At 47.2% G+C, this 25,230-nt stretch carries 29 protein-coding genes and 3 pseudogenes; 24 read left to right on the top strand and 8 right to left on the bottom strand.

Annotated elements, in window-relative coordinates; genetic code table 11:
• Position 1: 1 nt before the first annotated feature.
• Positions 2-583: a TetR/AcrR family transcriptional regulator gene (locus MHB78_RS16985; RefSeq protein WP_046131148.1), complete on the bottom strand. Its 582-nt coding sequence runs from the start codon at positions 581-583 to the stop codon at positions 2-4.
• Positions 584-692: 109 nt separating this feature from the next.
• Positions 693-1,106 carry a YrvL family regulatory protein gene (locus MHB78_RS16980; RefSeq protein ID WP_046131147.1) on the bottom strand — a complete coding sequence of 138 codons (414 nt, stop codon included), beginning with the start codon at positions 1,104-1,106 and terminating at the stop codon, positions 693-695.
• Between the two features lie 131 nt (positions 1,107-1,237).
• Here MHB78_RS16980 and MHB78_RS16975 point away from each other — a divergent pair, with 131 nt between their 5' ends.
• A complete protein-coding gene (locus MHB78_RS16975) occupies positions 1,238-1,867 on the top strand; it encodes a poly-gamma-glutamate hydrolase family protein (protein WP_046131146.1) in 630 nt (209 codons plus the stop codon).
• 2 nt (positions 1,868-1,869) lie between these two features.
• Here MHB78_RS16975 and MHB78_RS16970 read toward each other — a convergent pair whose 3' ends face one another.
• Both MHB78_RS16970 and xre read right to left on the bottom strand, forming a co-directional pair.
• On the bottom strand, positions 1,870-2,532 hold the full coding sequence (locus MHB78_RS16970; protein WP_052948528.1) for an ImmA/IrrE family metallo-endopeptidase: 663 nt from the start codon (positions 2,530-2,532) through the stop codon (positions 1,870-1,872).
• Positions 2,533-2,701: 169 nt separating this feature from the next.
• Positions 2,702-3,055: an HTH-type transcriptional regulator Xre gene (gene xre, locus MHB78_RS16965; protein WP_046131145.1), complete on the bottom strand. Its 354-nt coding sequence runs from the start codon at positions 3,053-3,055 to the stop codon at positions 2,702-2,704.
• A 174-nt stretch (positions 3,056-3,229) separates the two neighbouring features.
• On the opposite strand from xre, the pseudogene MHB78_RS16960 reads away from it, so the two are divergent.
• The 19 genes and pseudogenes from MHB78_RS16960 to MHB78_RS16870 all read left to right on the top strand — a co-directional run bounded on the left by MHB78_RS16960 (position 3,230) and on the right by MHB78_RS16870 (position 16,769).
• A pseudogene (locus tag MHB78_RS16960) lies at positions 3,230-3,468 on the top strand (helix-turn-helix transcriptional regulator).
• Positions 3,469-3,484: 16 nt separating this feature from the next.
• Entirely contained in the window at positions 3,485-3,628 is a 144-nt protein-coding gene (locus MHB78_RS16955; RefSeq protein ID WP_164918146.1) for a hypothetical protein, read from the top strand.
• Positions 3,625-3,795, top strand: a complete 171-nt coding sequence (locus tag MHB78_RS16950) for a hypothetical protein (RefSeq protein WP_099047026.1) — start codon at positions 3,625-3,627, stop codon at positions 3,793-3,795. Before MHB78_RS16955 ends, MHB78_RS16950 begins: the two co-directional genes overlap by 4 nt.
• Positions 3,792-4,631 (top strand): phage portal protein, encoded by an 840-nt coding sequence (locus tag MHB78_RS16945; RefSeq protein WP_046131144.1) that lies wholly within the window; start codon positions 3,792-3,794, stop codon positions 4,629-4,631. The genes MHB78_RS16950 and MHB78_RS16945 overlap by 4 nt, the downstream gene beginning before the upstream one ends.
• Positions 4,531-5,331, top strand: a complete 801-nt coding sequence (locus tag MHB78_RS16940) for an ATP-binding protein (protein WP_046131143.1) — start codon at positions 4,531-4,533, stop codon at positions 5,329-5,331. Before MHB78_RS16945 ends, MHB78_RS16940 begins: the two co-directional genes overlap by 101 nt.
• Positions 5,331-5,504: a hypothetical protein gene (locus MHB78_RS16935; protein ID WP_164918147.1), complete on the top strand. Its 174-nt coding sequence runs from the start codon at positions 5,331-5,333 to the stop codon at positions 5,502-5,504. The genes MHB78_RS16940 and MHB78_RS16935 overlap by 1 nt, the downstream gene beginning before the upstream one ends.
• A gap of 100 nt (positions 5,505-5,604) precedes the next feature.
• Entirely contained in the window at positions 5,605-5,940 is a 336-nt protein-coding gene (locus MHB78_RS16930) for a hypothetical protein (protein WP_046131142.1), read from the top strand.
• Positions 5,931-6,140: an XtrA/YqaO family protein gene (locus MHB78_RS16925; protein ID WP_046131141.1), complete on the top strand. Its 210-nt coding sequence runs from the start codon at positions 5,931-5,933 to the stop codon at positions 6,138-6,140. Before MHB78_RS16930 ends, MHB78_RS16925 begins: the two co-directional genes overlap by 10 nt.
• A 114-nt stretch (positions 6,141-6,254) precedes the next feature.
• A pseudogene (locus MHB78_RS16920) lies at positions 6,255-6,761 on the top strand (sigma-70 family RNA polymerase sigma factor).
• 1,203 nt (positions 6,762-7,964) lie between these two features.
• Complete coding sequence (locus MHB78_RS16915) at positions 7,965-8,795, top strand: glycerophosphodiester phosphodiesterase family protein (protein WP_046131318.1); 831 nt, start codon at positions 7,965-7,967, stop codon at positions 8,793-8,795.
• Positions 8,796-8,847: 52 nt separating this feature from the next.
• Positions 8,848-9,117, top strand: a complete 270-nt coding sequence (locus MHB78_RS16910; protein WP_046131139.1) for a hemolysin XhlA family protein — start codon at positions 8,848-8,850, stop codon at positions 9,115-9,117.
• A 14-nt stretch (positions 9,118-9,131) separates the two neighbouring features.
• Positions 9,132-9,395, top strand: coding sequence for a phage holin (locus tag MHB78_RS16905; RefSeq protein WP_046131138.1), 264 nt, complete (start codon positions 9,132-9,134; stop codon positions 9,393-9,395).
• 39 nt (positions 9,396-9,434) lie between these two features.
• On the top strand, positions 9,435-10,493 hold the full coding sequence (locus tag MHB78_RS16900; RefSeq protein ID WP_046131137.1) for an N-acetylmuramoyl-L-alanine amidase: 1,059 nt from the start codon (positions 9,435-9,437) through the stop codon (positions 10,491-10,493).
• 280 nt (positions 10,494-10,773) lie between these two features.
• Complete coding sequence (locus tag MHB78_RS16895) at positions 10,774-11,451, top strand: GntR family transcriptional regulator (protein ID WP_046131136.1); 678 nt, start codon at positions 10,774-10,776, stop codon at positions 11,449-11,451.
• Positions 11,452-11,475: 24 nt separating this feature from the next.
• Positions 11,476-12,492, top strand: coding sequence for a zinc-binding alcohol dehydrogenase family protein (locus MHB78_RS16890; RefSeq protein WP_046131135.1), 1,017 nt, complete (start codon positions 11,476-11,478; stop codon positions 12,490-12,492).
• Positions 12,493-12,507: 15 nt separating this feature from the next.
• A complete protein-coding gene (gene uxuA / locus MHB78_RS16885) occupies positions 12,508-13,605 on the top strand; it encodes a mannonate dehydratase (protein ID WP_046131134.1) in 1,098 nt (365 codons plus the stop codon).
• The gene (locus MHB78_RS16880; RefSeq protein ID WP_046131133.1) at positions 13,581-14,429 is read left to right on the top strand and encodes an SDR family oxidoreductase; all 849 of its coding nucleotides are present in this window, start codon (positions 13,581-13,583) and stop codon (positions 14,427-14,429) included. Before uxuA ends, MHB78_RS16880 begins: the two co-directional genes overlap by 25 nt.
• Before the next feature lie 12 nt (positions 14,430-14,441).
• Positions 14,442-15,461 (top strand): zinc-binding alcohol dehydrogenase family protein, encoded by a 1,020-nt coding sequence (locus MHB78_RS16875; RefSeq protein WP_046131132.1) that lies wholly within the window; start codon positions 14,442-14,444, stop codon positions 15,459-15,461.
• A 34-nt stretch (positions 15,462-15,495) separates the two neighbouring features.
• A pseudogene (locus MHB78_RS16870) lies at positions 15,496-16,769 on the top strand (MFS transporter).
• A gap of 675 nt (positions 16,770-17,444) precedes the next feature.
• On the opposite strand, the gene MHB78_RS16865 reads toward MHB78_RS16870, so the two are convergent.
• The 4 genes from MHB78_RS16865 to MHB78_RS16850 all read right to left on the bottom strand — a co-directional run bounded on the left by MHB78_RS16865 (position 17,445) and on the right by MHB78_RS16850 (position 20,108).
• A complete protein-coding gene (locus MHB78_RS16865; RefSeq protein WP_046131317.1) occupies positions 17,445-17,618 on the bottom strand; it encodes a type II toxin-antitoxin system SpoIISB family antitoxin in 174 nt (57 codons plus the stop codon).
• Complete coding sequence (locus MHB78_RS16860) at positions 17,618-18,364, bottom strand: type II toxin-antitoxin system SpoIISA family toxin (RefSeq protein WP_046131131.1); 747 nt, start codon at positions 18,362-18,364, stop codon at positions 17,618-17,620. Before MHB78_RS16860 ends, MHB78_RS16865 begins: the two co-directional genes overlap by 1 nt.
• A gap of 115 nt (positions 18,365-18,479) precedes the next feature.
• On the bottom strand, positions 18,480-19,478 hold the full coding sequence (locus MHB78_RS16855; RefSeq protein WP_046131130.1) for an inorganic phosphate transporter: 999 nt from the start codon (positions 19,476-19,478) through the stop codon (positions 18,480-18,482).
• A 12-nt stretch (positions 19,479-19,490) separates the two neighbouring features.
• Entirely contained in the window at positions 19,491-20,108 is a 618-nt protein-coding gene (locus MHB78_RS16850; protein WP_006638544.1) for a DUF47 domain-containing protein, read from the bottom strand.
• 323 nt (positions 20,109-20,431) lie between these two features.
• Between MHB78_RS16850 and ggt the strand changes: the two genes are divergently transcribed.
• The 4 genes from ggt (at position 20,432) to cysW (ending at position 25,229) form a co-directional block, all read left to right on the top strand.
• The gene (gene ggt / locus MHB78_RS16845; protein WP_046131129.1) at positions 20,432-22,192 is read left to right on the top strand and encodes a gamma-glutamyltransferase; all 1,761 of its coding nucleotides are present in this window, start codon (positions 20,432-20,434) and stop codon (positions 22,190-22,192) included.
• 290 nt (positions 22,193-22,482) lie between these two features.
• Positions 22,483-23,505 (top strand): sulfate ABC transporter substrate-binding protein, encoded by a 1,023-nt coding sequence (locus MHB78_RS16840; RefSeq protein ID WP_046131128.1) that lies wholly within the window; start codon positions 22,483-22,485, stop codon positions 23,503-23,505.
• Between the two features lie 90 nt (positions 23,506-23,595).
• Positions 23,596-24,360: a sulfate ABC transporter permease subunit CysT gene (gene cysT, locus MHB78_RS16835; protein ID WP_231947481.1), complete on the top strand. Its 765-nt coding sequence runs from the start codon at positions 23,596-23,598 to the stop codon at positions 24,358-24,360.
• Between the two features lie 23 nt (positions 24,361-24,383).
• On the top strand, positions 24,384-25,229 hold the full coding sequence (gene cysW, locus MHB78_RS16830; protein ID WP_046131315.1) for a sulfate ABC transporter permease subunit CysW: 846 nt from the start codon (positions 24,384-24,386) through the stop codon (positions 25,227-25,229).
• The last annotated feature ends 1 nt before the right edge of the window (position 25,230 follow it).

The following is a 25,230-nucleotide window of genomic DNA, read 5'->3' as shown; positions in this document are numbered from 1 at the left end:
TTCATTTCCCCTCCTTGATTATCGTTTGAATGTGTTCGGCGGCGGCGCTTAACGGCAGCCCGCTTTTTTTCGTGACGGACAGCACATAAGCGCCTTCTATCATGGCTTGTATCGCGATGCTCAGCGTTTTGGCTTTTTCTTTCTGAAAGCCGGACCGTATGAGCTTTTCTTCGTAAACAAGCCGCCAGTCTTCGTAAACTTGATCACACGCTTGTCTGAGCGTTTCGCTGAATGACCATGTTTCTGAAGCGAAAGAGACGATCGGAATGTCCTCGTAATCCTCCATGATGTATTCCTCAAACCCGTCGGCCATCGTCTGAAGATAGGCTTGAAACGCTTCTGCAGGATCCGGTGATCGGCTGATCGCAGACCTGATAAATGCTTTAACCGCTTCACCGGTCATTTTGATGGCTTCTGCTGCAAGCTCTTCTTTGCCTCCGGGGAAGTAGTAATAAAGCGAGCCTCTGGGAGCGCCGCTTTCTGCCGTGATTTGATTTAAGCCTGTCGCATGGTAGCCTTGCTTGCGGAATAATCGCGAAGCCGTGCGTAAGATGTTGTCCCGGCTGCTTGTTTTTTCCTTCATCCGTTTTATCACCTTTCATTTTATACTGATCGGTCTATATAAATTATAGCGAAAAAAAGAGCCTTTTCTAAAGGCCCTATTTTGAAATGATTGCAATGGACTATTTTTTTCAGATATTTTCCGCCTTGTTCTTTTCGTCAATGTCTTCAAACGCCTGCTGGATCACGAATAAAAACATACAGGCTATGATTTCAACATCAAGAGGGATCGTGATGCTGTCCATCATCTCATCGGCAATGTGAATCGCGAGCCAGGTAAAGAAGCATTCGATTGCAAATGTTATGAATTTATGCCCGATCAGCAGGGCGAGAATTTTTTCGGGAATTTCAAAAATAAAACCGATCACAAAGCTTAAAAGAATAAACAGCAGCAGGGAGCCCGGCGAATCATAGGTAACGCCGAAAATCGCGAAAAAGCCGGTCACTCCGAAAAAACAGGTGCCGACGAGTAGCGCAAGGGCAAATATGATCAGAAGAAAGATGAGCGTAACGACAAGCATGTTCCCGAGTATATTTTTCATCATTTGGCATTCATTCCTAATCTGACAGTATACTTCTGATCATAACAAAAAAATTAGAAAATGTAATTTACAATCATCAAAACTCCCGATAAACTACATGAAAAAAGGCAATCAGGAAAGGGAAAAACAAAGAAATGAACAGGGCTTCCGCTGATCGATACGCAAATTTCAAGGAATTGTCACAAAATGAAACCGAAGGGGTTGATTACAGTGTTTTTGCACGCACTGCGGGGAAAGGCCTGCTTGTGATGTCTCCTCACGGCGGCGGCATTGAGCCTGGAATCAGCGAAATTGTACGGGCTTTTGCTGATCGCGCTTCCGTATATTTGTTTGAGGGAATCAAACCGCGCGGGAACAAGGATCTGCATGTGACAAGCGCCTGCTTTGATGATCCGCTTGCCGTCAAGATGGCTGCGGATCATCAATACGTGCTGGCTTTTCACGGCTATTTTGACCCGTCACATTGCCATACATTAGTCGGGGGGACGGACCGAAAACGCGCGGCGATCTTCGTCAATGCGCTGAGAAGGCACGGCTTTTCAGCGGAATTGCAGGAAAGAGGCGCCCGTTTTTCGGGAACATCCCCGGAAAGCATCAACAACCGGTGCAAAACAGGGCTGAGCGTGCAGTTTGAAATCAGCACAGCCCAGCGGAAGGCGATGTTCGGCCGCTTCAGCTTAAAGGGAAGAGACGGTTCACAAAACGGCGTTTTCCATCAATATATAAAAGCAGTCAAAGAAGGGGCCGCGGCTGCCTATGGCTGAGCTTAGTTTTTCAGCAGATACGGTGACCGCTTTTCGGCGGCGATGCACGTTTTTGCGTTTTTTCCAAAAGGGTAAGGGCGTCGGGCGCTTTTTCGATAGCGCGTGAATTCGTCTTCCTCATCATGAAGGTCAATGGTCCGGTCTTCAGAAGGATCTGCTTTACGAAGGCTGGCCGTCCATGCTTGGTTAAACTGGATACCGATCTGCCTTTTTTCAAATAGTTCGACTCGTTTGGCGGCAAACTCTTCCGTTACATTAAAGAGCTCGGCGATCATGTTTGCCGCGTGGCAGCGAAGCTCGGGAAAATCCAGTTTCAGAAGCATGAAAGTCGGAACGCAAAAGTGATACATGAATTGATTCGCTTGAAATTCCTGCAGCTCTCTGAACAGTTTGTTCATGTTCAACTGATTTCCGGCATGCTTTAATACGTGGCACAGCTCGTGGGCAAAGTCTTCCCACTGCTTTTCTTTGGAGAGCCTGCTGTTGAGTATGATGCTGTACATGCCGTCATGCTTGATCATCATGCTGTTCACGTCTTCATAGTGCACCCAAATATTAAGGTATGAGGCGATGCGGCTCATATCAATGTGATAAGGCTCCGTAAAACCAAACTTTAGATACATATTTTTTATGTATTCTTCTAGATGTGACAAATAAAATTTCAATACGAGACACCCTTTCGAACAAGTGTTCTGTTTTTCGGCAAAGAAAAGCCCACTGAGGGCTCTGTACGCTTATACAAAAATATAAACGATGAGCACCCATTTCGGCAAATCCTTCCTTTTTTGTTATTTTATCGCACTCATCAGTTATTTTTTGATGGAAATTCCTCATTTATCCGTTTTGTTTTTCCCCGGGCTTCCGCTTCTTCTCTTTTTCCTTCAAATATTGGATAAACTCGATCGCCTGCTGCCTGCTTTCAGGAGAAAACTCTTTCATGTCCCGGTAAGCGATTTGAAGATCTGGATCGTCAAACGTGTCTTTAAGAGAGCGGTCATGCTCCGCTCCGGTCAATAAATAGTCTATTGTCACTTTATAGTAATCAGCCAGTTTTTTCAAGGTTTCATAGTCCGGCTCGCTTCTTCCGTTTTCATAATGGGAATAGCGCGCCCTTGAAACGCCGATCTGTTTCGCCACTTCTTCCTGTGTCCGTTTGCCTCTCAAATGTTTCAGTCTGCCGCCTAACATACAATGACCTCTCTTCCCTCAATTCGGCATTATGCTTTTATTATAGATACAAAATGTATCGAAATAAACATATGATAAAAAAAGTATCAAAAAAGTATTGATGATAAGAAGTGTATCATTTATAATCGTATTCATACAGATACGAATTGTATCACACAACAGGGGGTGAAGCATGTGCGGAAATGTTTAATCGAAGAGCGCTCCAAGCGGGGATTGACGCAGAAGCAGGTTGCCGAACGGCTGAACATTTCCGAAGTTTACGTCCGCAAAATCGAAAAGGGTGCGCGCGCAATCCCGGCAGGAACACGATGCTGAAGTTTGAAACGCTCTATTCCGTATCAGAGCGGGAGCTGTTTCCTGATCTTTTTCAGATAGGTTTTAATAAAATTCGTATCATTAATAAATCGATCTAAGAGGGAGGCGCCAGGGATGAACATCGAACATCCAATGATTACCGAGATACGGGCATACGGCTATCTGAAAGAGTCAGTGCGAAAAGCATATCCGAAAGGACCATTTTGGACAAGCGTTTTTATTTCAGGAGGCCCTGACGGAAGGAGGGAGACCGGATGAAGAGGATCTTGATTCCATACAGCGGGGATCGGTTCGATCAATGGAGGCTCGGTGAAGCGGGAGGCTCCATCGCATTTACGAAAGAGGGAATGCCCGTATTTCAATTCGAAAATAAAGGACAATATGAGCGGTATCTCAAGCTTAAACGACAGGAGGAAGCCAAATGACCGGGCATCATAGCAGTGAAGGGAGCTATCCATTTTCGATTTATTCGGGCCTTTTGACTCCGGGACATTTTGAAAAGATCGGACATGCGGTTTGGCTGTTTTTATGGTGCATCAGCTCAACGACGCGGGAGGTTGAACGGGATGGAGTGACATGGGGAATCGTTCTCGGACATAAGCCGCTGAAAGCGGCAGAGCTCGGGCTCGTTTTCGGCGTGAACGAAAGAACGGTCAGAAGATGGCTTTCCCTTCTTGAGAAAAATGGCTACATATCGGTAAGGAGAGCGCCTTACGGCTTCATTCTGTCCGTCAAACATTCGAAAAAATTTCTTCATCAGCGAAGGGCCGGACATGTCCGTTCAGAAGCGGAAGAACGGACAAATGAGCCTGCCAGTTCGGACAGACCCGTCCGCTTAAATAAAGATATGACACAGATCGGCACAAATAATGCATCAGACCCAGTTGAGACGATAGCTGAACGGTTTGCCGCCCTCAGGTCGGCCCAGGAAGGACGCCTTGTCCATCCTTCGCCGAAGGATTATCAGGCCATCGCCCGGATTGTCGCCCGCGGCGTGCCGCTGCCGCAAACAATCAAATGGCTTGAACGGTGCTTCAGCGAGTACGAAAGCCGGCGAAGAAGCAGGCAGGAGACGATCAAGGTCTTCGGTTATTGCGAGAAATACATCATGGACCGCATCACAGCTATGGAAACGAATGCGGAAGCAAGGAGGGATAACATTGGCAAGGCGAACGATCGACGACGTTTTGAAAGAGCTGAAAAACAGGAGCCGTCTATCACAGGCGGACAAACCGGACGAATCCGCCGCAAGCACGTTTGACTGCCCAAGATGCAAAGATGAACTCGGATTTATCGAACGGCGCGGGGACATGGAAGTATGGGTAACCTGCGCCTGCCGGGAATGGCGGAGAGCGCAAAGGCTTTTAAAATCGAGCGAGATTACGGAGGAATTTAAAAAACTTAGCTTTGAAAACTTCCAGACAGCGGGCAAGCACCAGTCTGTAAAAGACGCGTGCGAATGCGCCCTTGAATACGTCCAAGCCTATCCGGATGTTCACGGGAGCCGCAGAAACAGCATTGCCCTTTTAGGGAGCCCGGGATCAGGAAAAACGCATCTGCTTACGGCGGCAGCCAACGATCTGATGCGGAGACTTCACGTTCCTGTCCTTTATTTTCCCTTTGTCGAGGGATTTAATGATTTAAAACGGGATTTTGCTTTGCTTGAAGATAAGCTCAACCGGATGAAGCAGATCGAGGTTCTGTTTCTCGATGATCTGTTTAAGCCTGCAGGCGGAAAGCCGAGGGCAACCGAATGGCAGATTGAGCAAACGTATTCGATCGTGAATTACCGGTATTTGAACCACAAACCGATCCTGCTTTCAAGCGAGCTTGACGCCGAAGAGATCGTCCGCATTGACGAAGCGCTTGGAACGAGGCTCCTTGAAATGTGCCGGGACTTTCTCGTCGTCCTGAAAGGGAACTCTTTTGAAATCAATCATAGACTGGAGGGAATGGTCTGATGTGCCGATTGTGCAAAGGGCGGAATTCCGTTCATCAGGACATCGGCTGGGGAGTGTCTTATAGGTCTTGCCCGCATTGCAGCATATCGCAAAGCGGCGATTTAACCGAATCGATCAAAAAGCTCGAAACGCTGATAGCAAAAATGAAAACAAGGGTGAAGCAAGGTGTTTGAATGTTTGAAAGCCTTGATTCTGATCGTGCTGACGTCTGCTAAAAGAGACGTGCAAATCAGAAGATGGCATGAAGAAGACGGAAAGTGAGGAAGGAAACGCGTGGAAAAATCTTCGGCGTACAGCCCATTGCCATGGCGCGTCGTCAAAACGGATAAGGATGTCTATATTTATTCCGCATACAGTGAAGCCGAGAAAAAACGGTTTCCATATTCAAACGGGAGATTAATCGCAACAGTCGGCGATTATACAGCTTTTTCACAAAAGAAAAATGCTCAATTAATCGCCGCTGCGCCGGAACTGTTGATCGCGGCAAAACTGGCACTCGCCTATTTCAACGAAAGGGCCCGCTCAGACTCAATAGAAAGCAAATTGGCGCACGTTTTACAAAAGGTGATCTCAAAAGCGGAAGCACATGAAGAGGAGGAATGCAATTGAAACAGCCGACACCATTAAAAGCGATTCATGAAACAACCGTCGGTAGCCGGATTGAAGAAGGGAAAGTGACGGTGATCGTGCTTGACGGCGTAAAAGGGGCGGCATGGCAGACAGAGGCGCCTGAACACGGAAAAACCGTGATCGAAACGAGAAAAGGCGACCTTGCAAGAGTCGAGTTTGAAATCGGCTATAAGTTTTAGTTAACACATAATACGTCCAAGACGGAAAGCCTGCGGACACTGATCAGAATGCACAGGAAGCGTGTGCAGCTGATTGGTGTCCTTTTTTATTTCAAAAAACGGAGGATAACAAAAATGGAAGATTTGCTTTTTGAATAGAAAAGGACATTAAAAGCGACAAGAACATTATACCGGCCTCTTCAGGACGAAGAGGGACTCACGGCGGAGCAGCTGAAAGATAAAAAGCTGCTCAGAAGCATGATCACAGATTTAGAATATGTCGTCGACTGGCTTGAAAACGGTAGAGAACCGGGAATCAGGCGGGCCATCGACAGACGGGATTCTTACAAGCGGATGCTGATCAAAGATCCGCGAATCATCGACACGTTTACTGAAGGAACGAACCGTTTTGAGCCGGACCATGAGGTGTCGGTAGCCGACAAAGCCCGGATCGAAGCGGCTCTATCCGTCCTGACAGCCCGGGAAAAAGAAATTTTTATATTGCATAAGGTTGAACGCTTTTCCTATGAACGGATTGCAGCTATGCTCGGCATCAAAAAATCAACCGTACAGACAAACGTGAAGCGTGCACAAACGAAAATGAAAAAACAGGTCAAACATTCTGCCGATTGTCCGGCGTGAAAAAATGATCATCCTTTTGTCATACGTTTGCCACCTATAGGTGAAGTGAGTAAATCGTGCCAATCAGCTTCGACGAAAAACAAACTAGTGATTGGAAAAAGACGAATTGATAGAGGGGCGGCATCCTGCGGTACCAAGAACGAAGGACACGAAAGAGGTGAGGTATTCAGGTTCTGTCGACAATATGAATGAAATATTTCAATTCGGCCATCAGCCATGAACTCGGGGGTTCCAACAAAAAGGTCACGCAGGAAAAATCGCGGCCGCCGGTGGGACAAGCTCTATTCAGTAAGAAGGGCTGAAATAAGCGTCAGACGCTGTTTTGTAAAATGTTCAATACCGACCCCAAGTCACCACCAAAAAGTGAATATTCACCAGTCTGCACCCAAGTACTGTGCGGATTAAAACATCCTTTTTGCAGAGTCGATCGTTCCTTATGAGCCTGTCATAATTGCCGGTCTTTCCGACCCTTGAGGAAAAGAACCATGTGTTGGTGATTTTGATGTTTCGGAGAAGCTGAAAGAAACAAGCCGATTTCCTTACTTTACATCCAACTAAAAGGAGAAATGTATTATGCCTTGCTCAAATGAATATGCTAGTTATGTTTTAAAGATTTGTACAGATGCTGATTCCTACTCACCAAAAGCAACTAGACGTTGTTGCAAAATACGGGGGCGGTAGTATTGCGAACTTTAAGTATACGCTTTCGGCTGAAGTTTGGAATAAAGATTATTGGGAATCTCGTAAGTTGCTATCAGGAACTTTTAAAAAACAGACACCGACAAGAGTGTTTAAAATTTCTCAACTTAAATTGAAGAAAGGAAAAAATTAAAGGGTATTTTCACGATACCGTTAATGGAGGGAATTTCCAAGTGAAAACACCTGCTTTTATTGTTAAACGGTAAGTTTAAATCCCCAAACATCCTCGGCATAAGCTGAGGGTGTTTTTTTATTATTTAAATTTAGAAGAAGCACCAATAAACGAAAATCCGGAGGAAAAATATACGGTCTTTTGCCATGACAGACCATTGAAGCTGAAGAAATCAAAGTTCCGATGACCAACCGTTTCGCCGATTAAAAGGGAGTGCCAAAACCGGTAACGGCAATTCAAAAGATGCATAACCAGTGCTTTTAGGTTTATGTAAGAGTATTTTTTAAAAGGGAATTTTGATATTGGTGGAAAAGTATGATATTTTTGCACTTATGAAAAACATTACCTATTCACTCATCATCGGACTATTCATTTTAATAAGCGGCTGTTCTACTGCTGAGACTTCAACAAAATCAGCACCAAGCGACAGCTACCATCCTTTCATGATTGCCCACAGGGGAGCTTCGGCAGTAGAACCGGAACATACGCTGTTATCCTATGAACGTGCAGTCAAAGATAAAGCGGATTACATTGAGATCGATCTCAGGCAAACGAAAGACGGAAAGCTTGTTGCCATACATGATAAGGATGTTGCCAGAACGACAAACGGAAAAGGAAAAGTTCAGGATTTAAAGCTGTCAGAACTTAAAAAGCTTAATGCCGGCAAGGGACAGAAAATACTAACTATCGAAGAAATAATCAAGAAACTCGGGAAGTCTACAAATTATTACATTGAAACGAGAGAAGGCGAAAATGGGCACTTGGTCATGGAGAAGCAGCTTGTTAATATACTGGAAAAATATGATTTGATTTCTGAAAACAAAGCTGTTGTGGAATCCTTTAGCGAACAAAGCTTGCAGAAAATCCGGTCAATCAATAAAAACATTCCATTGACCCGTCTCCTTCGCGATGACGAAGTCAGCCGTTTAACGCCTGATTCGTTAAGAAAAATGAAAACGTACGCTTCCGCAGCCGGACCGAATGCCAAATTGGTCAACGAAGCCGTTGTCAACATGTTTCATAAGGAAAACATGCAGATTCATGTATTTTTTGATGCGGAGAATGAAAACAGCTTAACAAAGAAAATGCTTCAATTAAAAGTCGATGGATTGTTTACCAATAATCCAGCTTATACTCATAAACAATTAGATCCGTCTATATAGACGGATCTTTATTTTGCCTCGTTCCTTAGGAGGTGGACAGGAGGAATGCAGCATGCCGCAAACGCCGGAATTAGACGTTTTTCAAAAAGAGATGACAGAGCTGAAAGCCGATCACAAAACGCTCGAACAGCGCGTGACCACGCTGGAAAGGTCGTCTGAACGCCACGATCAGCAGATTATCTCGATTAACGAAAAGCTCAACAAGATTGAAGAAAATACAACATGGATTAAGCGCAGCATTACGGGCGCGATCATCACGGCGGTCAGCACCGGCATCATCAGCGGAGCCATCGCCGTTTTTTATAACCTTTTGCAGAAATAGGAGGAAAACGCAATATGAAAAACTTTGATAAAGGCACAGTGGTTCGCACGGTGCTTCTTTTGATTGCATTGGCAAACCAAACGTTGATCATGATCGGTAAAACGGCTTTGCCGATCAGCGAGGAACAGGTCAACACATTGGCAGATGCCTTCTATTTGGCGGGTTCCATGGTGTTTACAATCGTCACTTCACTTGTCGCCTGGTATAAAAACAACTATGTCACTGACAAAGGAAAGCTGCAAAAAGAGGTGCTGCAGCAAAAAGGGTTGGTGAAATAGACTGCCCGCTGGGCGGCCTTTTCATTGGGAGTGGTTTAATTGGTTAAGGTTGTGAAAAACTTTGTGAAAGTCAATCAGCACACCCGGCCTGGGCTTAAATTGTCGGGAGTGAAAGGCGTCGTGATGCACTGGACGGCAACTCCCGGGGCATCCGCGCTAAATGAGCGGAATTACTTCAACGGCGCTTGCATTGCCGCGGAACGCTACGCCTCGGCCCATTATTTCGTCGACCGAAACGAAGTGCAGCAGATCATTCCGGAGAATGAAGTCGCTTACCATGCGCATGACGGGAACCGCTGCTATGTGAGCTTTCTTAAGCCGAATGCCAACACGACGGCAATCGGCGTCGAAATGTGTGTCGAAAAAAACGGCAACATTCATGGCGACACCGTTCAGAATGCTGCCGAACTGGTCGCGGATGTATGCAAGCGCTACGGGCTTTCGACTGACAACATCGTGCGCCACTATGATGTGACGAACAAAAACTGTCCGGCGCCATGGGTAAGCGATTCAAGCAAGCTTGCGGCATTCAGAAAAAAAGTCGAGAGCCTTCTGGGGAATCAAACGGTAGCGAAAACAACGGCGGCAACGAGCCAATCAAGCAAATCGACAGGGACGATTCTGAAAAAAGGCTCATCAGGCTCAAGCGTAAAGACGCTGCAAAAACGGCTGATTGCCGCGGGCTTCCCTTTGCCGAAGTACGGTGCCGACGGCTCTTACGGAAATGAAACCGTACAGGCGGTGACGTCTCTTCAAAAGCAAGCAGGGATCACAGCTGACGGCATTTACGGCTCTTCCACCGAAAAAGCGCTGGCGGCTATTGAAAAGAAAACAAGCAAAACATCTTACCCGCTGCCGTCGGGCATCTATAAAGTCAAACGCCCGCTGATGAAAGGGACGGCCGTCCGCCACATCCAAGAAGCGCTGGCGGCTCTTTATTTTTATCCGGACAAGGGAGCCAAAAATAACGGGATCGACGGATTTTACGGCCCGAAAACGGCGGATGCGGTGAAACGGTTTCAGTTGATGAATGGATTGGGGGCTGACGGTATTTATGGCCCGAAAACAAAGGCAAAACTTGAATTATTATTAAAATAAAAAAGTTCTCTTTCATGAGAGTCCTGCGGGGTTCCAACTGCTCCTGGATGAATTCCGGGAGCTTTTCTATAAATAAACATGATAAAACAGCCATCATTAACGGAACGTTCAAAATTCAATTCATTTTTACCGAAAAAAATAAGCATTGTGCCGGTCACCCTCCAACTCAATTCATTCTTAAATGTACATATAAAATTCGGTTTTTATTTTAGAATTTTCAAAAAACAACTACCACACTACCATGCATGTATGGTAGCATATGGGGGAAGGGAGGTGCATCATGAATATCACTCAGTCAAGCATACGATCTGCAAGGGATCAGGTTTATTATTGGCTTAAGGAAGATATTATGAAGTTTCGGCTGATTCCGGGGACGCACATTTCGGAAAAAGAAATTTCCGGGAAGTATGAAGTCAGCAGAACGCCGGTCAGGGAAGCTTTTCTTCAGCTTGCAAAAGAGGGGCTGCTTGAAATCTATCCCCAAAAAGGAACGCGAGTATCGTTAATTGACCTCGATCTCGTGGAGGAAGCGAGATTTATGAGGGAAAACCTTGAAAAGGCGGTTGCCGAATTAGCGTGCCGGGATTTCCCGGAGCAAACGATGATCGAGCTTGAGCAAAATGTAAAGATGCAGGAGATGTCGATCGATCAGAAAAATTATGAGAGCCTGTTTGATTTGGATGAAGCATTTCACAACTTGATTTTTGAAGGATGCCGCAAAGCGAATATTTGGTCAGCGATCCAGCAAATGAACGTTCCGTTTCGGAGAATCCGGTTTTTAAGACTTGCTGCAGATTTTAACTGGGACACGATTTATGAGCAGCATGCGGCCCTCATCGAAGCAATCAAAGCGCATCAGCCGTCAGAAGCCCGCCGAATTGCCGAAGAGCATTTAAAGCTTGTTATTGTGGATAAGGAAATGCTGATCGAAGAATTTCCCGGTTATTTCAAAAAGTAAGCGCTTTAAAAAGGAGTGACGAGCGTGAGAGCCGCGGTAATGACAAAGCCTTTTTCGATTGTGTTTCAAGACGTTCCATGCCCTGAACCGGCCGCCCATGAAGTCCTTGTCAAGGTGAAGGCGGCCGGTATTTGCGGGAGCGACGTACATTTTTACGATGGTTCGAATCCTTTCGGCCGGTATCCGCAAATCTTCGGACACGAGCTGTCTGGCGTCATTGAAAAAACGGGAACAGCGGTAAAAGAACGGGCGCCGGGGGAGCGGGTTGCGATCGAGCCGGCCATTTCATGCGGCAGCTGCTACCCTTGCCGAAAAGGAAGGACGAATGCCTGTGTAAACATCGATATGATCGGCTCGGTGCGAAAAGGAGGGTTCGCTGATTTTATCGCCGTCCCTGAAACCCATGTTCACCCGATTCCGGATGATATGGATTTTGCCACAGGCGCCTTGTGCGAGCCGTTTGCTATCGGGGCGCAGGCGATCAAGCGAGCAGACGTTCAAGACGGCGAGACCATTGTCATCTTGGGATTGGGGCCGATCGGGTTAACGATATTGGCTCAGATCAAGAAGCGGTTTCAGGCGGACGTTATCGCCGTCGATCCCGTGCGTAAAAGGCTGAAGCTTGCCGAATCATTCGGCGCAGACGCCGCCATTCAGCCGGCTGACGTAAATGCGGAAGAAGAGATATTGAAGCTGACGAATGGAGAAGGAGCCGGAATCGTCATCGAAGCGGCGGGAGTTCCTGCGACAATCGAACAGTCGATCCTGTTGGCGGCAGCGGGAGGGAAAATTGTGATCGTCGGCTTAACAGGGGAACCTGTCACGATTCCCGGGCTCCTTTTGACGAAGAAAGATATCGATATTCATGGTACAAGGCACAGCATCGGTCAATTTCCGGAGGTCATTCGGTTTTTGCATGAGAATTCAAAGATCGCTGAATCTTTCATTACCGACGTCATGCCGTTTACAGAAATCGAAGCGGCGCTGAGAAAAGCGAAAAACTGTCCGGACCAGGTGACAAAAATGATACTATCCTATTGAACTGGGGGATCTGTGATGAAAATGGTTTTCAGATGGTATGGAGAAGGCAATGATACCGTTACCCTCGAGCAAATCAGGCAAATTCCCGGTGTTGAAGGAATCGTATGGGCGCTTCATCATCTGCCTGCAGGCGAAGAATGGCCGCTGGAAGACATTGTGGAGGTCAAGCGGATTTGCGAGAAGCACGGGTTTCACATCGATGTTGTTGAAAGCGTTAACATTCACGAGGATATAAAGCTTGGACTGCCATCAAGAGACCTTTACATTGAAAGATACAAGCGTACAATTGAAAACCTGGCCAAGGCGGGCGTCAAAGTAATCTGCTATAATTTTATGCCCGTTTTTGACTGGCTCCGCACCGATTTGTACAAAGAAGCGGAAGACGGTTCGACCGCTTTGTTTTACGAACACGCAAAAGTCGACCAAATCGACCCTTTTGAAATCGTCGATAAAATCGCAAATAACGTGGAATTTACGATGCCGGGCTGGGAGCCTGAGCGCCTTGAGCATCTGACAAAGCTTTTTGAAGCATATCAAAACGTAACAGAAGACGATTTGTGGAATCATCTTCACTATTTCTTGGAGCAAATTATACCTACCGCCGCACGCTGCGGGATCAAAATGGCGATTCATCCGGATGATCCGCCGTGGCCGATTTTCGGGCTTCCGCGCATCATCACCTCTGAAGAAAGCATCGGCCGGGTGCTCAGGCTTGTGGACCATCCAAGCAACGGCGTCACCCTTTGCAGCGGCTCCTTAGGCGCCAATCCGAAAAACGACATGATCCGAATCATCAAAACGCATCCAGATCGGATTCCGTTTGCACATATCCGCAATGTGAAAGTTTATGATAATCAAGATTTTATCGAAACGTCGCACAGGACGGAGGACGGCTCTGTAGATATTTGCGGGATCGTCAAAGCCTATCATGAAACCGGCTTTTCCGGATATGTACGCCCCGATCACGGCCGCCACATCTGGAATGAAGCATGCAGGCCTGGATACGGGCTGTATGACAGGGCGCTTGGGATCATGTATTTATGGGGAATTTGGGATTCGCTGGAAAAAGAAAAACGGGGGGCTTCACAATGCTTGAAATCCATCAACAGTTAAAGGGGAAAACGGCGGTTATTACCGGCGGGAGCGGAGTGCTATGCGGCGCAATGGCGCGGGAGCTCGGCCGCCAGGGCATGAAGGTGGCCATATTGAACCGGAATGCTGAAAACGGGGAGCTTGTCGCCGCAGACATTCAGAAAGCCGGAGGCGAGGCGATCGCGGTCGAATGCGATGTCCTCGACCAAAAAAGCGTCGAACGGGCAGAGCGTCTCGTAGCACAACGTTTTGGCGGCTGCGACCTCTTGATCAACGGAGCCGGAGGCAACCATCCAAACGGCACGACATCGAATGAAACCCTGCATCCCGACCACCTCTTGAATGAAAATATCACAACGCTATTTGACCTGCACACAGCCGATGTTCGTTCTGTTTTCAATTTGAACTTTCTCGGATCTTTCATTCCAACCCAGATATTTACGAAAAAGATGCTGAACAGAAAAGGGGCATCAGTGATCAATATATCCTCAATGAGCGCAAAAGTCCCGATGACGAAAGTTCCCGCATACAGCGCCGCAAAAGCCGGCATCGAAAATTTTACGAAATGGCTTGCCGTCTACCTGGCTGAAACGGGCATCCGCGTCAACGCGATTGCGCCGGGCTTTTTTTTGACAAAGCAAAACGAGCGGCTCCTTCTCGATCAAAACGGCGGATTGACGGAGAGAGCGGAAAGCATCATTTCACATACTCCGATGAAACGGTTTGGCCGGCCCGAGGATTTATTGGGAACGTTGCTGTGGCTGGCGGATGAGGAGATGTCGGGCTTTGTCACCGGCATTACGGTACCTGTGGACGGCGGGTTTTTGGCCTACTCGGGCGTATAGGAGGGTGAACCGATGAAACGAATCGTGTGTGAGGAGCCTTACCGCTTCAACATGACTGAAATAAAAGAGCCTAAGCCGAAGCAGGGAGAAGCGCTCGTCAACATCAAGCGCATCGGGGTATGCGGCACGGACTTTCACGCCTATTGCGGAAGGCAGCCGTTCTTTTCGTATCCAAGGGTGCTCGGTCATGAGCTGGCGGGCGAAATCGCCGAGATCCGCAATTCCCGAGGGTTGTTGAAGACCGGCGATCGGGTGACAGTCATTCCTTATTTGGAATGCGGCAATTGTGCCGCGTGCCGCAGCGGCCGTCCCAATTGCTGCATGAACCTTAATGTGCTCGGCGTCCACATTGACGGAGGAATGCAGGAGTATTTGGCAGTCCCTGCAGACCATTTGCTGAAAACGGATAATCTGACACACAGCGAAGCGGCTGTCGTCGAGTGTTTAAGCATCGGCGCCCACGCCGCAGAACGAGCGGATATTCGAAAAGGGGAGACGGTGCTGGTGATTGGAGCGGGGCCGATCGGCCTCGGCGTAATGAAATTTTCCAAATTGAAGGGGGCGAACGTGATCGCGATGGATCTGCGAGAAGACCGCCTGGCATTCAGCCGGATGTGGGCGGAAGCCGATGAAACCGTCGTCGCGGGTGAAAACGCGGCCGGAGAGATCAAGCGGTTGACAGCCGGCGATTTTCCCCAGGCGGTTTTTGACGCGACAGGCCATGCCGCTTCCATGAATGAGGCTTACAAGTACGCCGCTTACGGGGGACGCCTTGTCTATGTCGGGCTTGTCAATGACCGCCTGTCGATTCCGGACCCCGAGTTCCATAAAAGGGAGCTCGCGATTTTGTCCAGCCGCAATGCTTTGCGGAGCGATTTTGCGGCGGTCATTCGTGCCATTGAAAACGGTGCGGTTGACACAGAACGGTTTATTACAGGATACCTTCCATTCAGCGAAGTTGCCGGCGGCTTTGAATCAGCGTTTGCACCGGAGGAAAATTCTGTGAAGATGATGATCAATCTGGCAGATTAACGTTTCATAAAAAAAGCGGAAAGAGGGGTTGCCCATGTTCTCAAACGGCAGGGGTTTTGTGCTTGTGATGCTCTTTTTAGCCGGAGTGATTAATTATTTGGATCGTTCGGCGCTGTCTGTCGCCGCCCCGTTCATTCAGGAAGACCTGCACATCAGTCCCGCCCAGATGGGGATGTTGTTCAGCAGCTTTTTCATTGGATATGCGATCTTTAATTTTATCGGGGGCTGGGCTTCTGACAAATACGGGGCAAAGCATACGTTGTCGGCGGCAATGGTTGTCTGTCGGTGTTCAGCGGGTCCATTGCGCTTACGTACAACTTTGTGTCGCTCTTTATCATCCGCGTCATCTTCGGCATGGGAGAAGGTCCTCTTTCAGCAGCTACGAGCAAGGCGGTCAACAATTGGTTCCCGAAAAAAGAAAGGGCGAGGGCGCTCGGAATGGCCATGTGCGGAACGCCGCTCGGAGGGGCGGTGTCAGGGCCGATCGTCGGGCTGATTGCGATCCATTGGGGCTGGAAAGCTTCCTTTGTGCTGATTATGCTGATCGGTCTCATTTGGACTTGGTTTTGGATGAAGTTCATGAAAGACAAACCGGACGCATCTCAAAGTGCAGCCGCTGAGAAAGAGAGGAATTTGCAAAAGGGCGGCGGCATTCCGCTGTCCTTTTACTTAAAACAGCCGACCGTTCTTTTTACCGCGTTTGCTTTTTTCTCGTATAATTACGTTCTGTTTTTTTTCTTAACATGGTTTCCGAGCTATTTGACGACAGCCCGCGGGCTGAGCATCCACGATATGAGCATTGCGACTATCATTCCGTGGGTTGTCGGATTTATCGGTCTTGCATTGGGCGGATTTATTTCGGATTATATTTTCAGCATCACGGGCAAGCAGATGTTTTCTAGGAAAGCGGTTCTCGTCGTTTGCCTTTTGGCCGCGGCTGTATGTATAGGGTTTGCCGGAGTGGTGACGACGACGGCAGGAGCAGTTGCATTAGTCGCGCTATCGGTTTTCTTTTTGTATGTGACCGGGATTACCTACTGGGCGATCATTCAGGACATCGTTCATCCCGACCGTGTCGGAGGAGTCAGCGGATTCATGCATTTTCTCGCCAATACGTCAGGCATTATCGGTCCAACCGTCACGGGATTCATCGTAGAATACAGCGGGGCTTTTACGAGCGCATTTTTGCTGGCCGGGGGTCTTGCAGTGGCGGGATCGCTTTCTGTCGCCTTCTTTGTAAAACCGATCAAGGCTGATCGGCTGCCGCAATCCGTAACAGCAGATGAACAGGAGCATTCTTTGGGATAAAGGGGCACCGGGCTAAAGAGCGATGCTTGGAGCCCGATGTTTCTTTTTAGTTTTCATTGGAATGGTGAGGTACCCTGATGTTTCATTTCGCATCATGACATCAACCAGCATAGTCAAACCGGCATAGAGAACAGTCGCGGCCAATGAAAGTGGAATGATAAATATACTGATTATCGTGGTCAGGATTATTTTCACGTACTTGCTGCCTTTCTGTTTATAAAGGATCCCATATATTTCCGTGTTCGGACTAAAAGAAACCTGGCAATATATTTTTATATGATCTCCCCATTAAAATCGGATGGGTTAACGTCTGTAATACCTATATGCAATATTGAAATGTATAAAAAACAGCCAGTCGGCGGTACAATTTACCGCTAACCGGCTGTTTTGATAAAGGTGATTTATTTCCGTCTAGAAAATACGAGTTTTATCCGAAGGGCTTTCAAAAAGATATCAACTCTTCTTTTTCCCTCTGTTTAACGCCTTGATCACCTTCTCGCTTCTTTTCCTGAGGAGGGCCGTATAGTCTGAGAGGCCAAATTTTGCAAAATCGACATGTTTCACATGCTTCTTTATTTTTTTCACACCATCACCCGATTGCAGTCATTTTGGTTTATTGTATGTAAGATCGGGGAAAACGGAATAAGGACGGGAGAAATTTCCCGTCCTCTCTTATCAGGCTTTTTTTCGTTTATACTCATCGATCAGCCGGGCATTTTGCCTGAAAATCCGTTCGGTGTGGGGGCTGACTTCGTATTTGGCGATGTGGGTTTTTGATTGCTTTTTGAATACTTTACATGTGCCGCGCCCCGTTGAACGGTCTTTGTCTTGCTGAAAAACCGGCTCCATCATTCGTCACCTTCCTCTTCGTTTGGTAGCAGAAGATCATAGATGCTGGTTAAAGAAGTAAACAGCAGATAATCAAACTCAGTGACAAGGTCCTCGGATGTCAGTTTCATCACATAGTCGTATTCATGAATCGAGAATGGAATCAGGACCATTTTTCCGTTTTCTTCGTAATACACGTCTTTCCGGTCGAGCTTTTCCTGAACAGCGAAACGGTTTTCCATATGTTCGAGCAAATGATCTTTGCTCTCTTGTGAATTATATTCGCATAGTGCGGCGGATATATTCATTTTTTCGGCAAACCGTTTGATGAGTTTTTCAATGCCTTCAGCGTAAGCTTCTATATCTCCATAGTAGATGTGGATCGGTTCGTTTTTCAATAGGTATTGGTACGTTTTGAGCCTGTTTTGATACGTGTGGAGCAGGTCGTTGTTTTCTTCAAGAAGCTCTCTTGTGTCTGTGGCCAATTCGTTCGTGCCGAGTTTTTTGAAGTAGGCGTTTAAGAAAATAAACGCATCAGTCAACGTAAAAAAGACGGCGACGATCAAGTAATGGAGCCAATTGCTGAAAATGGACTGCGGATCGTACGTCCAGTAAAGCGCGGCGCCGATCACATAAAGGAGATACCATGTTTTCCGGATTGCGATCGTTTTTTCTTTCATCTTTTTTTCAAAACGCCAGACGGCAAAAACGTACAAGGCTAAGGCGAGGACGATCACCCAGACTGAAAATTGATAAAAAAGCAGCATAGCTTGTTCCCTCTTCCCGAGAAAAAGTGCAATACTGCTTCTATACATATGAGGGAAATCTCTTAAACATGAAAACTCCCGCTAAAGACATTCTTTAGCGGGAGGCTCAAGTTGACTAAAAAAACAAATCCAGTATAAAGTAGGCAAACGCGCCGAGGGTTCCTGCAATCGGAAGGGTAATCACCCATGTGACGACCATTCGTTTGGCCGTGCCCCAGTTAACGCCTTTCACCCTGTGGGCGGAGCCGACTCCGAGAATAGATGAAGAAATAACGTGAGTCGTGCTGACAGGCAAGTGAATGACCGTGGCCCCAAAGATGATCGCAGCGCCCGTTAAGTCGGCGGAAACACCGTTGACAGGGCGGAGCTTCATGATTTTGCCGCCGACGGTTTTAATGATTTTCCAGCCGCCGACTGACGTTCCAAGCCCCATGGCCAAGGCGCATGCGAATTGCACCCAGAAAGGGACCTCGTGCGTGTTGTGCATGCCGCCGGCAATCAATGCCATCGTAATGATCCCCATCGATTTTTGGGCGTCGTTCGTTCCGTGTGTGTAGGATTGCAGCGCCGCTGTTGCGATTTGCACCCGGCGGAACTGCTTGTTCGTTTTGGCAAGGTTGCTGTTTTTAAATATGAGCTTGACGATGGTATAGATGATATATCCTACAACAAAGGCAAGAATCGGTGATAAAATAAGTGCTTCGATAATTTTAATAAATCCGCTGTATTTAATCGCGCCGAATCCTGCTGATGCGATGACAGCCCCGGCAATGGCCCCGATAATCGCGTGGGATGAGCTGCTCGGAATGCCGAAGTACCACGTCACGAGATTCCATGTAATTCCGGCGATCAGAGCGGCGAGAATCACCAGTGATCCGTTGTGCAGTTTAAAAGGGTCAGCGATATCGCTCGTAATCGTTTTCGCAACGCCCGTAAACGTCATGGCGCCCACGAAGTTCATCACAGCTGCCATGATAATGGCGTGCCTTGGTTTTAAAGCTTTTGTCGAAACCGAGGTGGCGATTGCATTTGCAGTATCGTGAAACCCGTTGATAAAGTCAAATGCCAAAGCAAAGATGACAATCAGTATGGTTAATACAAATAATAGATCCATTATAATCCCTCGTTACGCATTTTTCATTATGATGGTTTCCAGATTGTTTGCTACACTTTGGCACGAATCCGCGATTTCTTCAAGCGTTTCATAAATTTCCCGGTATTGAATGACTTTAATCGGATCCGTTTCCGTACCGAAAAGATTTTTTAATGATTTGCGGTGGAGATTATCGCAGTTATGCTCGTATTCTTTAATTTTGATGGCGTGCGGCTGAATTTCTTTGAGACGGTTGTCCGCCATCAATTCGATTGTGATCAGGATTTCTTTTGCACATTCTCTGATATAGCCGCTGAATTTATCGATGTGTTCATCAGAAGACGTAATCGAAAAGATTTCCATCATTGCGGAGAAATGTTCGATGCCGTCGAGCACATCGTCAAGGCTGTTCGTCAGCTGAAGGATGTCTTCGCGCTCAATAGGCGTGATAAAAGCCTTATTCAGTTCCTTAATCATCGTATGTACATAGTTATCACCTTTTGTCTCATACTCTTTTAAGGTATCCGCGAATTCTTTAAGGGTCGTTTGATTCGTCACTTTATAGTTAACAAAATACTCGGCAGTTTCGTCTAAATTTTTTGCAATTTCCGTCAAAAGCACAGAAAACTTGTCTTTTTTTCTTTTTAACATTTGTAACCCTCCATTGTTTAAATGAGACAATGCACACATCAAAATATTATATAACTTTTTGTCGAAAAAAAACAGGTGCAGTCGAAAAAAACAATCAATTTTCAAGTGTGTCTATTTTTTGACAAAACGGTGAACGTAACAATGATGTGTTTCGTTATGAACTAGTCTGTTTGTCCTTTTATTTGATTATGCCTAAAGAATGATGATAAAACCATTTTTAAAACCGGGAAATTAGATTCAAAAAATATTGAAAATTATGATTCTTCTTTATTTTCAGCTCAATTTCTTTTATAGTGGAAACAAACTGGAAAGGGAGTGAGCTGATGAGACGTTTTGCTTTCATTGTTTTGGTCTTTTGCTTAACGGTTGGTTGCTTTTTCAGTCCAGTTTCAAAAGCAGAAGGTGTAAGAGATGAAGGGGAAAAAGTTGCCGTAGGAACAGACGGAATGGTCGCAACAGCCCATCCGCTGGCGTCAAAAATCGGTGCCGATGTTTTGAAAAAAGGCGGAAATGCGATTGATGCGGCGATTGCGATTCAATTTGCCCTGAATGTCACAGAGCCGATGATGTCGGGACTCGGAGGCGGCGGGTTTATGATGGTATACGACGGCAAAACGAAGGAAACCTCGATCATCAACAGCCGTGAGCGGGCTCCCGCTGGCGCTACTCCGGATATGTTTTTGGACGAAGACGGAAAAGTCATCCCTTTTTCACAAAGGTCGACGCACGGAAATGCAGTCGGTGTGCCGGGTACGCTGAAGGGGCTTGAAGCTGCGCATAAAAAGTGGGGCACGAAAAAGATGAAGGACCTCATCAATCCTTCGATCAAGCTTGCCAAAGACGGGTTTCCAATCGATTCGGTACTGGCTGACGCGATTGATGAATATCAGGACAAGCTGAGCAAAACGGCAGCGAAAGAAATTTTTCTTCCTGACGGAAAACCATTGAAAGAGGGAGACATTCTCGTTCAAAAAGATTTGGCGAAAACGTTTACGTTGATTAAAAAAGAAGGGTCAAAAGCGTTTTATCAAGGAAAGATCGGTGAAGCGCTCGCAGGGGTCGTTCAGGATTTCGGGGGTTCGATGACGCCGGACGATCTGTCGCGCTATGAGGTAACGACCGACAAGCCGATCTGGGGAGAATATCACGGCTACGATATTGCGAGCATGCCTCCTCCGAGCTCAGGCGGAGTTTTCATGCTGCAAATGCTGAAGCTGATCGACGATTTTCATGTGTCCCAGTACGATCCGAAATCATTTGAAAAATATCATCTGCTGGCTGAAACGATGCACTTGTCATATGCCGACAGAGCGGCATACGCCGGAGATCCCGAGTTTGTCAATGTCCCGCTGAAAGGGCTCTTGAATGACGATTATATTAAGGAGCGGCAGAAGCTGATCAGCCTCGACTCGGTAAACCGTGAGGCGAAAGAGGGCGATCCGTGGAAATACGAATCAGGCGAGCCGAACTATTCGATCGTGAAGCAGCCTGACGATAAAACGGTCGGGGAAACGACACACTTTACCGTAACAGATCAATGGGGCAATGTCGTTTCTTATACGACGACGATTGAACAGCTCTTCGGAACGGGAATTATGGTGCCCGGCTACGGATTGTTCTTAAACAACGAGCTGACCGACTTTGATGCAGTTCCGGGCGGAGCCAATGAAGTGCAGCCGAATAAACGGCCGCTTTCCAGCATGACGCCGACGATTGTGTTTAAAGACGACAAACCTGTGCTTACCGTCGGTTCGCCTGGCGGAACGACGATCATCGCCTCGGTATTCCAGACGATCCTCAATTATTTTGAATACGGAATGAGCCTGCAGGATGCGATTGAAGAACCGCGAATTTACACGAACAGTCTCTCATCATACCGCTATGAAGAAGGGATGCCTGAGGATGTCAGGCTGAAGCTCAATGAGTTCGGTCATAAGTTTGGGACGAGTCCCGTGGACATCGGAAACGTGCAGAGCATTTTCATTGACCGGGAACACAAATCTTTCCTGGGCGTCGCCGATTCGAGCAGAAACGGGACGGCGGTCGGCGTCAATATTAAAAAGTCTGCAAAAGCTAAAAAATAGAATGTCAGAAGGTTTGATCCGGTTTATCTGCGGGTCAAACCTTTTTAATTTTGAAAGATTTCTTTAAAAATTAGTTGACTTGTAGGAATACTTTGAATATGATGAATATAAATTTGAGCTAATAGATGCCGATCGGACAGCCGAAGGCCCTTGACATGTTTTCATGTCAGGGGCTTTTTTTATTGATCGGGAGCGCTAAAGGGGGGAGCCCGGGTTCGCATTTCGGAAAAGAAGAGTAGCGAAAACGCCTATATCAACATATAAAAATAACATTTAAAGGAGGGCAATTTATGAAACTGTTCAACATTTCTATACTGTTCATCGTTTTTACACTGATCGGAGCGGGCTGCTCAAGCGAAAATACCCAGTCTTCCGATTCGGGTTCTGTCGAGCTTTTGAATGTTTCGTATGATCCGACGAGGGAGCTTTATCAGGAATATAATCAGGCCTTTAAAGAGTATTGGAAAGAAAAGAGCGGCCAAGACGTGACCATCAAGCAGTCACACGGAGGATCAGGCAAACAGGGGCGCTCCATTATCGACGGATTGGAAGCCGATGTGGCCACACTTGCTCTCGCTTATGACATTGACAGCATCGCGGACAAAGGCCTTCTGTCAAAAAAATGGCAAAAAGAGCTTCCCGACAACTCAACCCCTTATACATCAACGATTGTTTTTCTTGTGAAAAAAGGCAATCCAAAGCAGATTAAAGACTGGGATGATCTGGTCAAGGACGGCGTATCAGTCATCACCCCGAATCCGAAAACATCGGGGGGCGCGAGGTGGAACTACCTCGCCGCATGGGCATATGCTGATAAGGTCTATAGCGGAGACGAGAAAAAAATAGAGTCGTATATGAAAGAGTTGTACGGCCATGTCGAGGTGTTGGATTCGGGAGCCCGCGGCGCGACGACGACATTTGTTGAAAGGGGCTTGGGCGACGTGCTGATCGCCTGGGAAAATGAGGCCTATCTCACGCTGCATGAGCTTGGAAAAGATAAGTTTGAGATCGTCTACCCTTCGATCAGCATATTGGCGGAGCCGCCAGTTGCGGTTGTTGATAAGGTTGCAAAACGGAAAGGGACTGAAAAAGCAGCGAAAGCATACCTGGAATATTTATATTCCGAAAAAGGCCAAGAGATTGCCGCCAAACATTACTACCGGCCTCGGGATAAAAAAGTGCTTCAAAAATATCAAAAGCAGTTTCCGCACGTAGAGCTGGTGAACGTAAATGACGGCTTCGGCGGCTGGAAAAAAGCCCAGGAAACGCATTTTAACGACGGAGGTTTGTTTGATCAATTGTATCAAAAGTAACGCAAGCTGGAGGTGTTCACAATCAAAACAGCAGGTGCGACAAGAAGAAAAAACATATTTCCCGGTTTTGGAATCAGCTTAGGCATTACGATGGCCTATCTCGGCATCATCGTCCTGATTCCGTTAACGATGGTATTTATGAAAACAGCCTCAATGGGGTTTCTCGACTTTTGGCAGGCGGTCGCCGAACCGAGAGTTCTCGCCTCGATCCGGCTTACGGTTATGACCGCTTTGGCGGCCGCCCTTGTCAATGCCGTATTCGGCCTGTTAATCGCCTGGGTGCTGACCCGCTATACCTTTCCCGGAAAAAAGCTGCTTGACGGGCTTGTCGACCTTCCGTTTGCGCTGCCGACCGCGGTCGCGGGAATTGCGCTTACATCGCTCTACTCGCCAAACGGATGGATCGGACAATTTTTGCACATAAAAGTCGCTTTTACGCCGCTTGGCATCATCATCGCCCTGGTGTTTATCGGCCTTCCTTTTATCGTGAGGACGGTTCAGCCGGTGATCGAGAACATCGAGAAAGAAATCGAGGAAGCATCGGCCATTCTCGGGGCGGCTCCGCGGCAGACTTTTTGGAAGGTGATTTTTCCCCAGCTGCTGCCTTCTGTAATCACAGGGTTTTCTTTGGCGTTTGCCAGGTCCCTCGGCGAATATGGCTCAGTCGTTTTTATCGCCGGCAATATTCCGTACAAAACGGAAATTGCGCCGCTGATTATCATGACAAAGCTTGAGCAATACGATTACAGCGGGGCAACGGCTGTTGCCTGTGTTATGCTGATGATTTCGTTTTTATTGCTGTTGATGATCAATCTGTTTCAATGGCGTGTATCAAAGCGGTGGGTAAGGAGTTGACAAAATTGAACGCACAGACGCATATGCAAAACGCAAGTCAAACGAGTCCATCTTCAGGCGCGAAAACGGTGCGGGCGTTCTCCATCGCCATCGTCTATCTGTTTTTATCCGTCTTTTTGCTCATGCCTCTTGCCGCCATTTTTATTAAGGCTTTTGAAAAAGGAGCGGATGTGTATTTCGCATCGATTTCAGATCCGGGCGCTTTGGCGGCCATCAGGCTGACGCTGCTTGTGCTGGCGATAACAGTGCCGCTTTCTGCCGTATTCGGCATCGCAGCCGCCTGGCTTGTCACAAAATACGATTTTAAAGGGAAAAACATTCTTGTCACATTGCTCGATTTGCCTTTTGCGGTTTCGCCCGTGATCGCCGGCCTTGTTTTCGTTCTTCTGTTTGGCACAACAGGGCTGTTCGGTCCGTGGCTGATTGACCACGGCATCAAAATTGTCTACGCTCTGCCTGGAATCGTGCTGGCGACATTGTTCGTGACGCTTCCGTTTGTTGCGCGCGAACTGATCCCTTTCATGCAAAGCCAGGGATCGGCTGAGGAGGAGGCATCGCTGACCCTCGGGGCGGGGGGCTGGAAAACCTTTTGGTACATCACATTGCCGAACATCAAATGGGCCCTCTTATACGGCGTGATTTTATGCGGGGCGAGGGCGATCGGCGAATTTGGCGCCGTCTCCGTCGTTTCCGGTCATATTAGAGGAGAGACGAATACCATGCCTCTCCACATCGAAATTTTATATAACGAATACCAATTTTCAGCCGCGTTTGCCGTCGCTTCATTAATGTCCATCCTGGCATTAATTACGCTGGTGCTGAAGAACATACTCGAAAAAAAGACAAAAACGGCAGGAAAAGGAGCTTAGG

It is taken from the genome of Bacillus sp. FSL K6-0138, from assembly GCF_037982765.1.
Classification (GTDB): Bacteria; Bacillota; Bacilli; order Bacillales; family Bacillaceae; genus Bacillus; species Bacillus glycinifermentans.
Note: the sequence above shows the minus strand (reverse complement) of the source record. Positions and strands in the feature narration are given on the sequence as shown.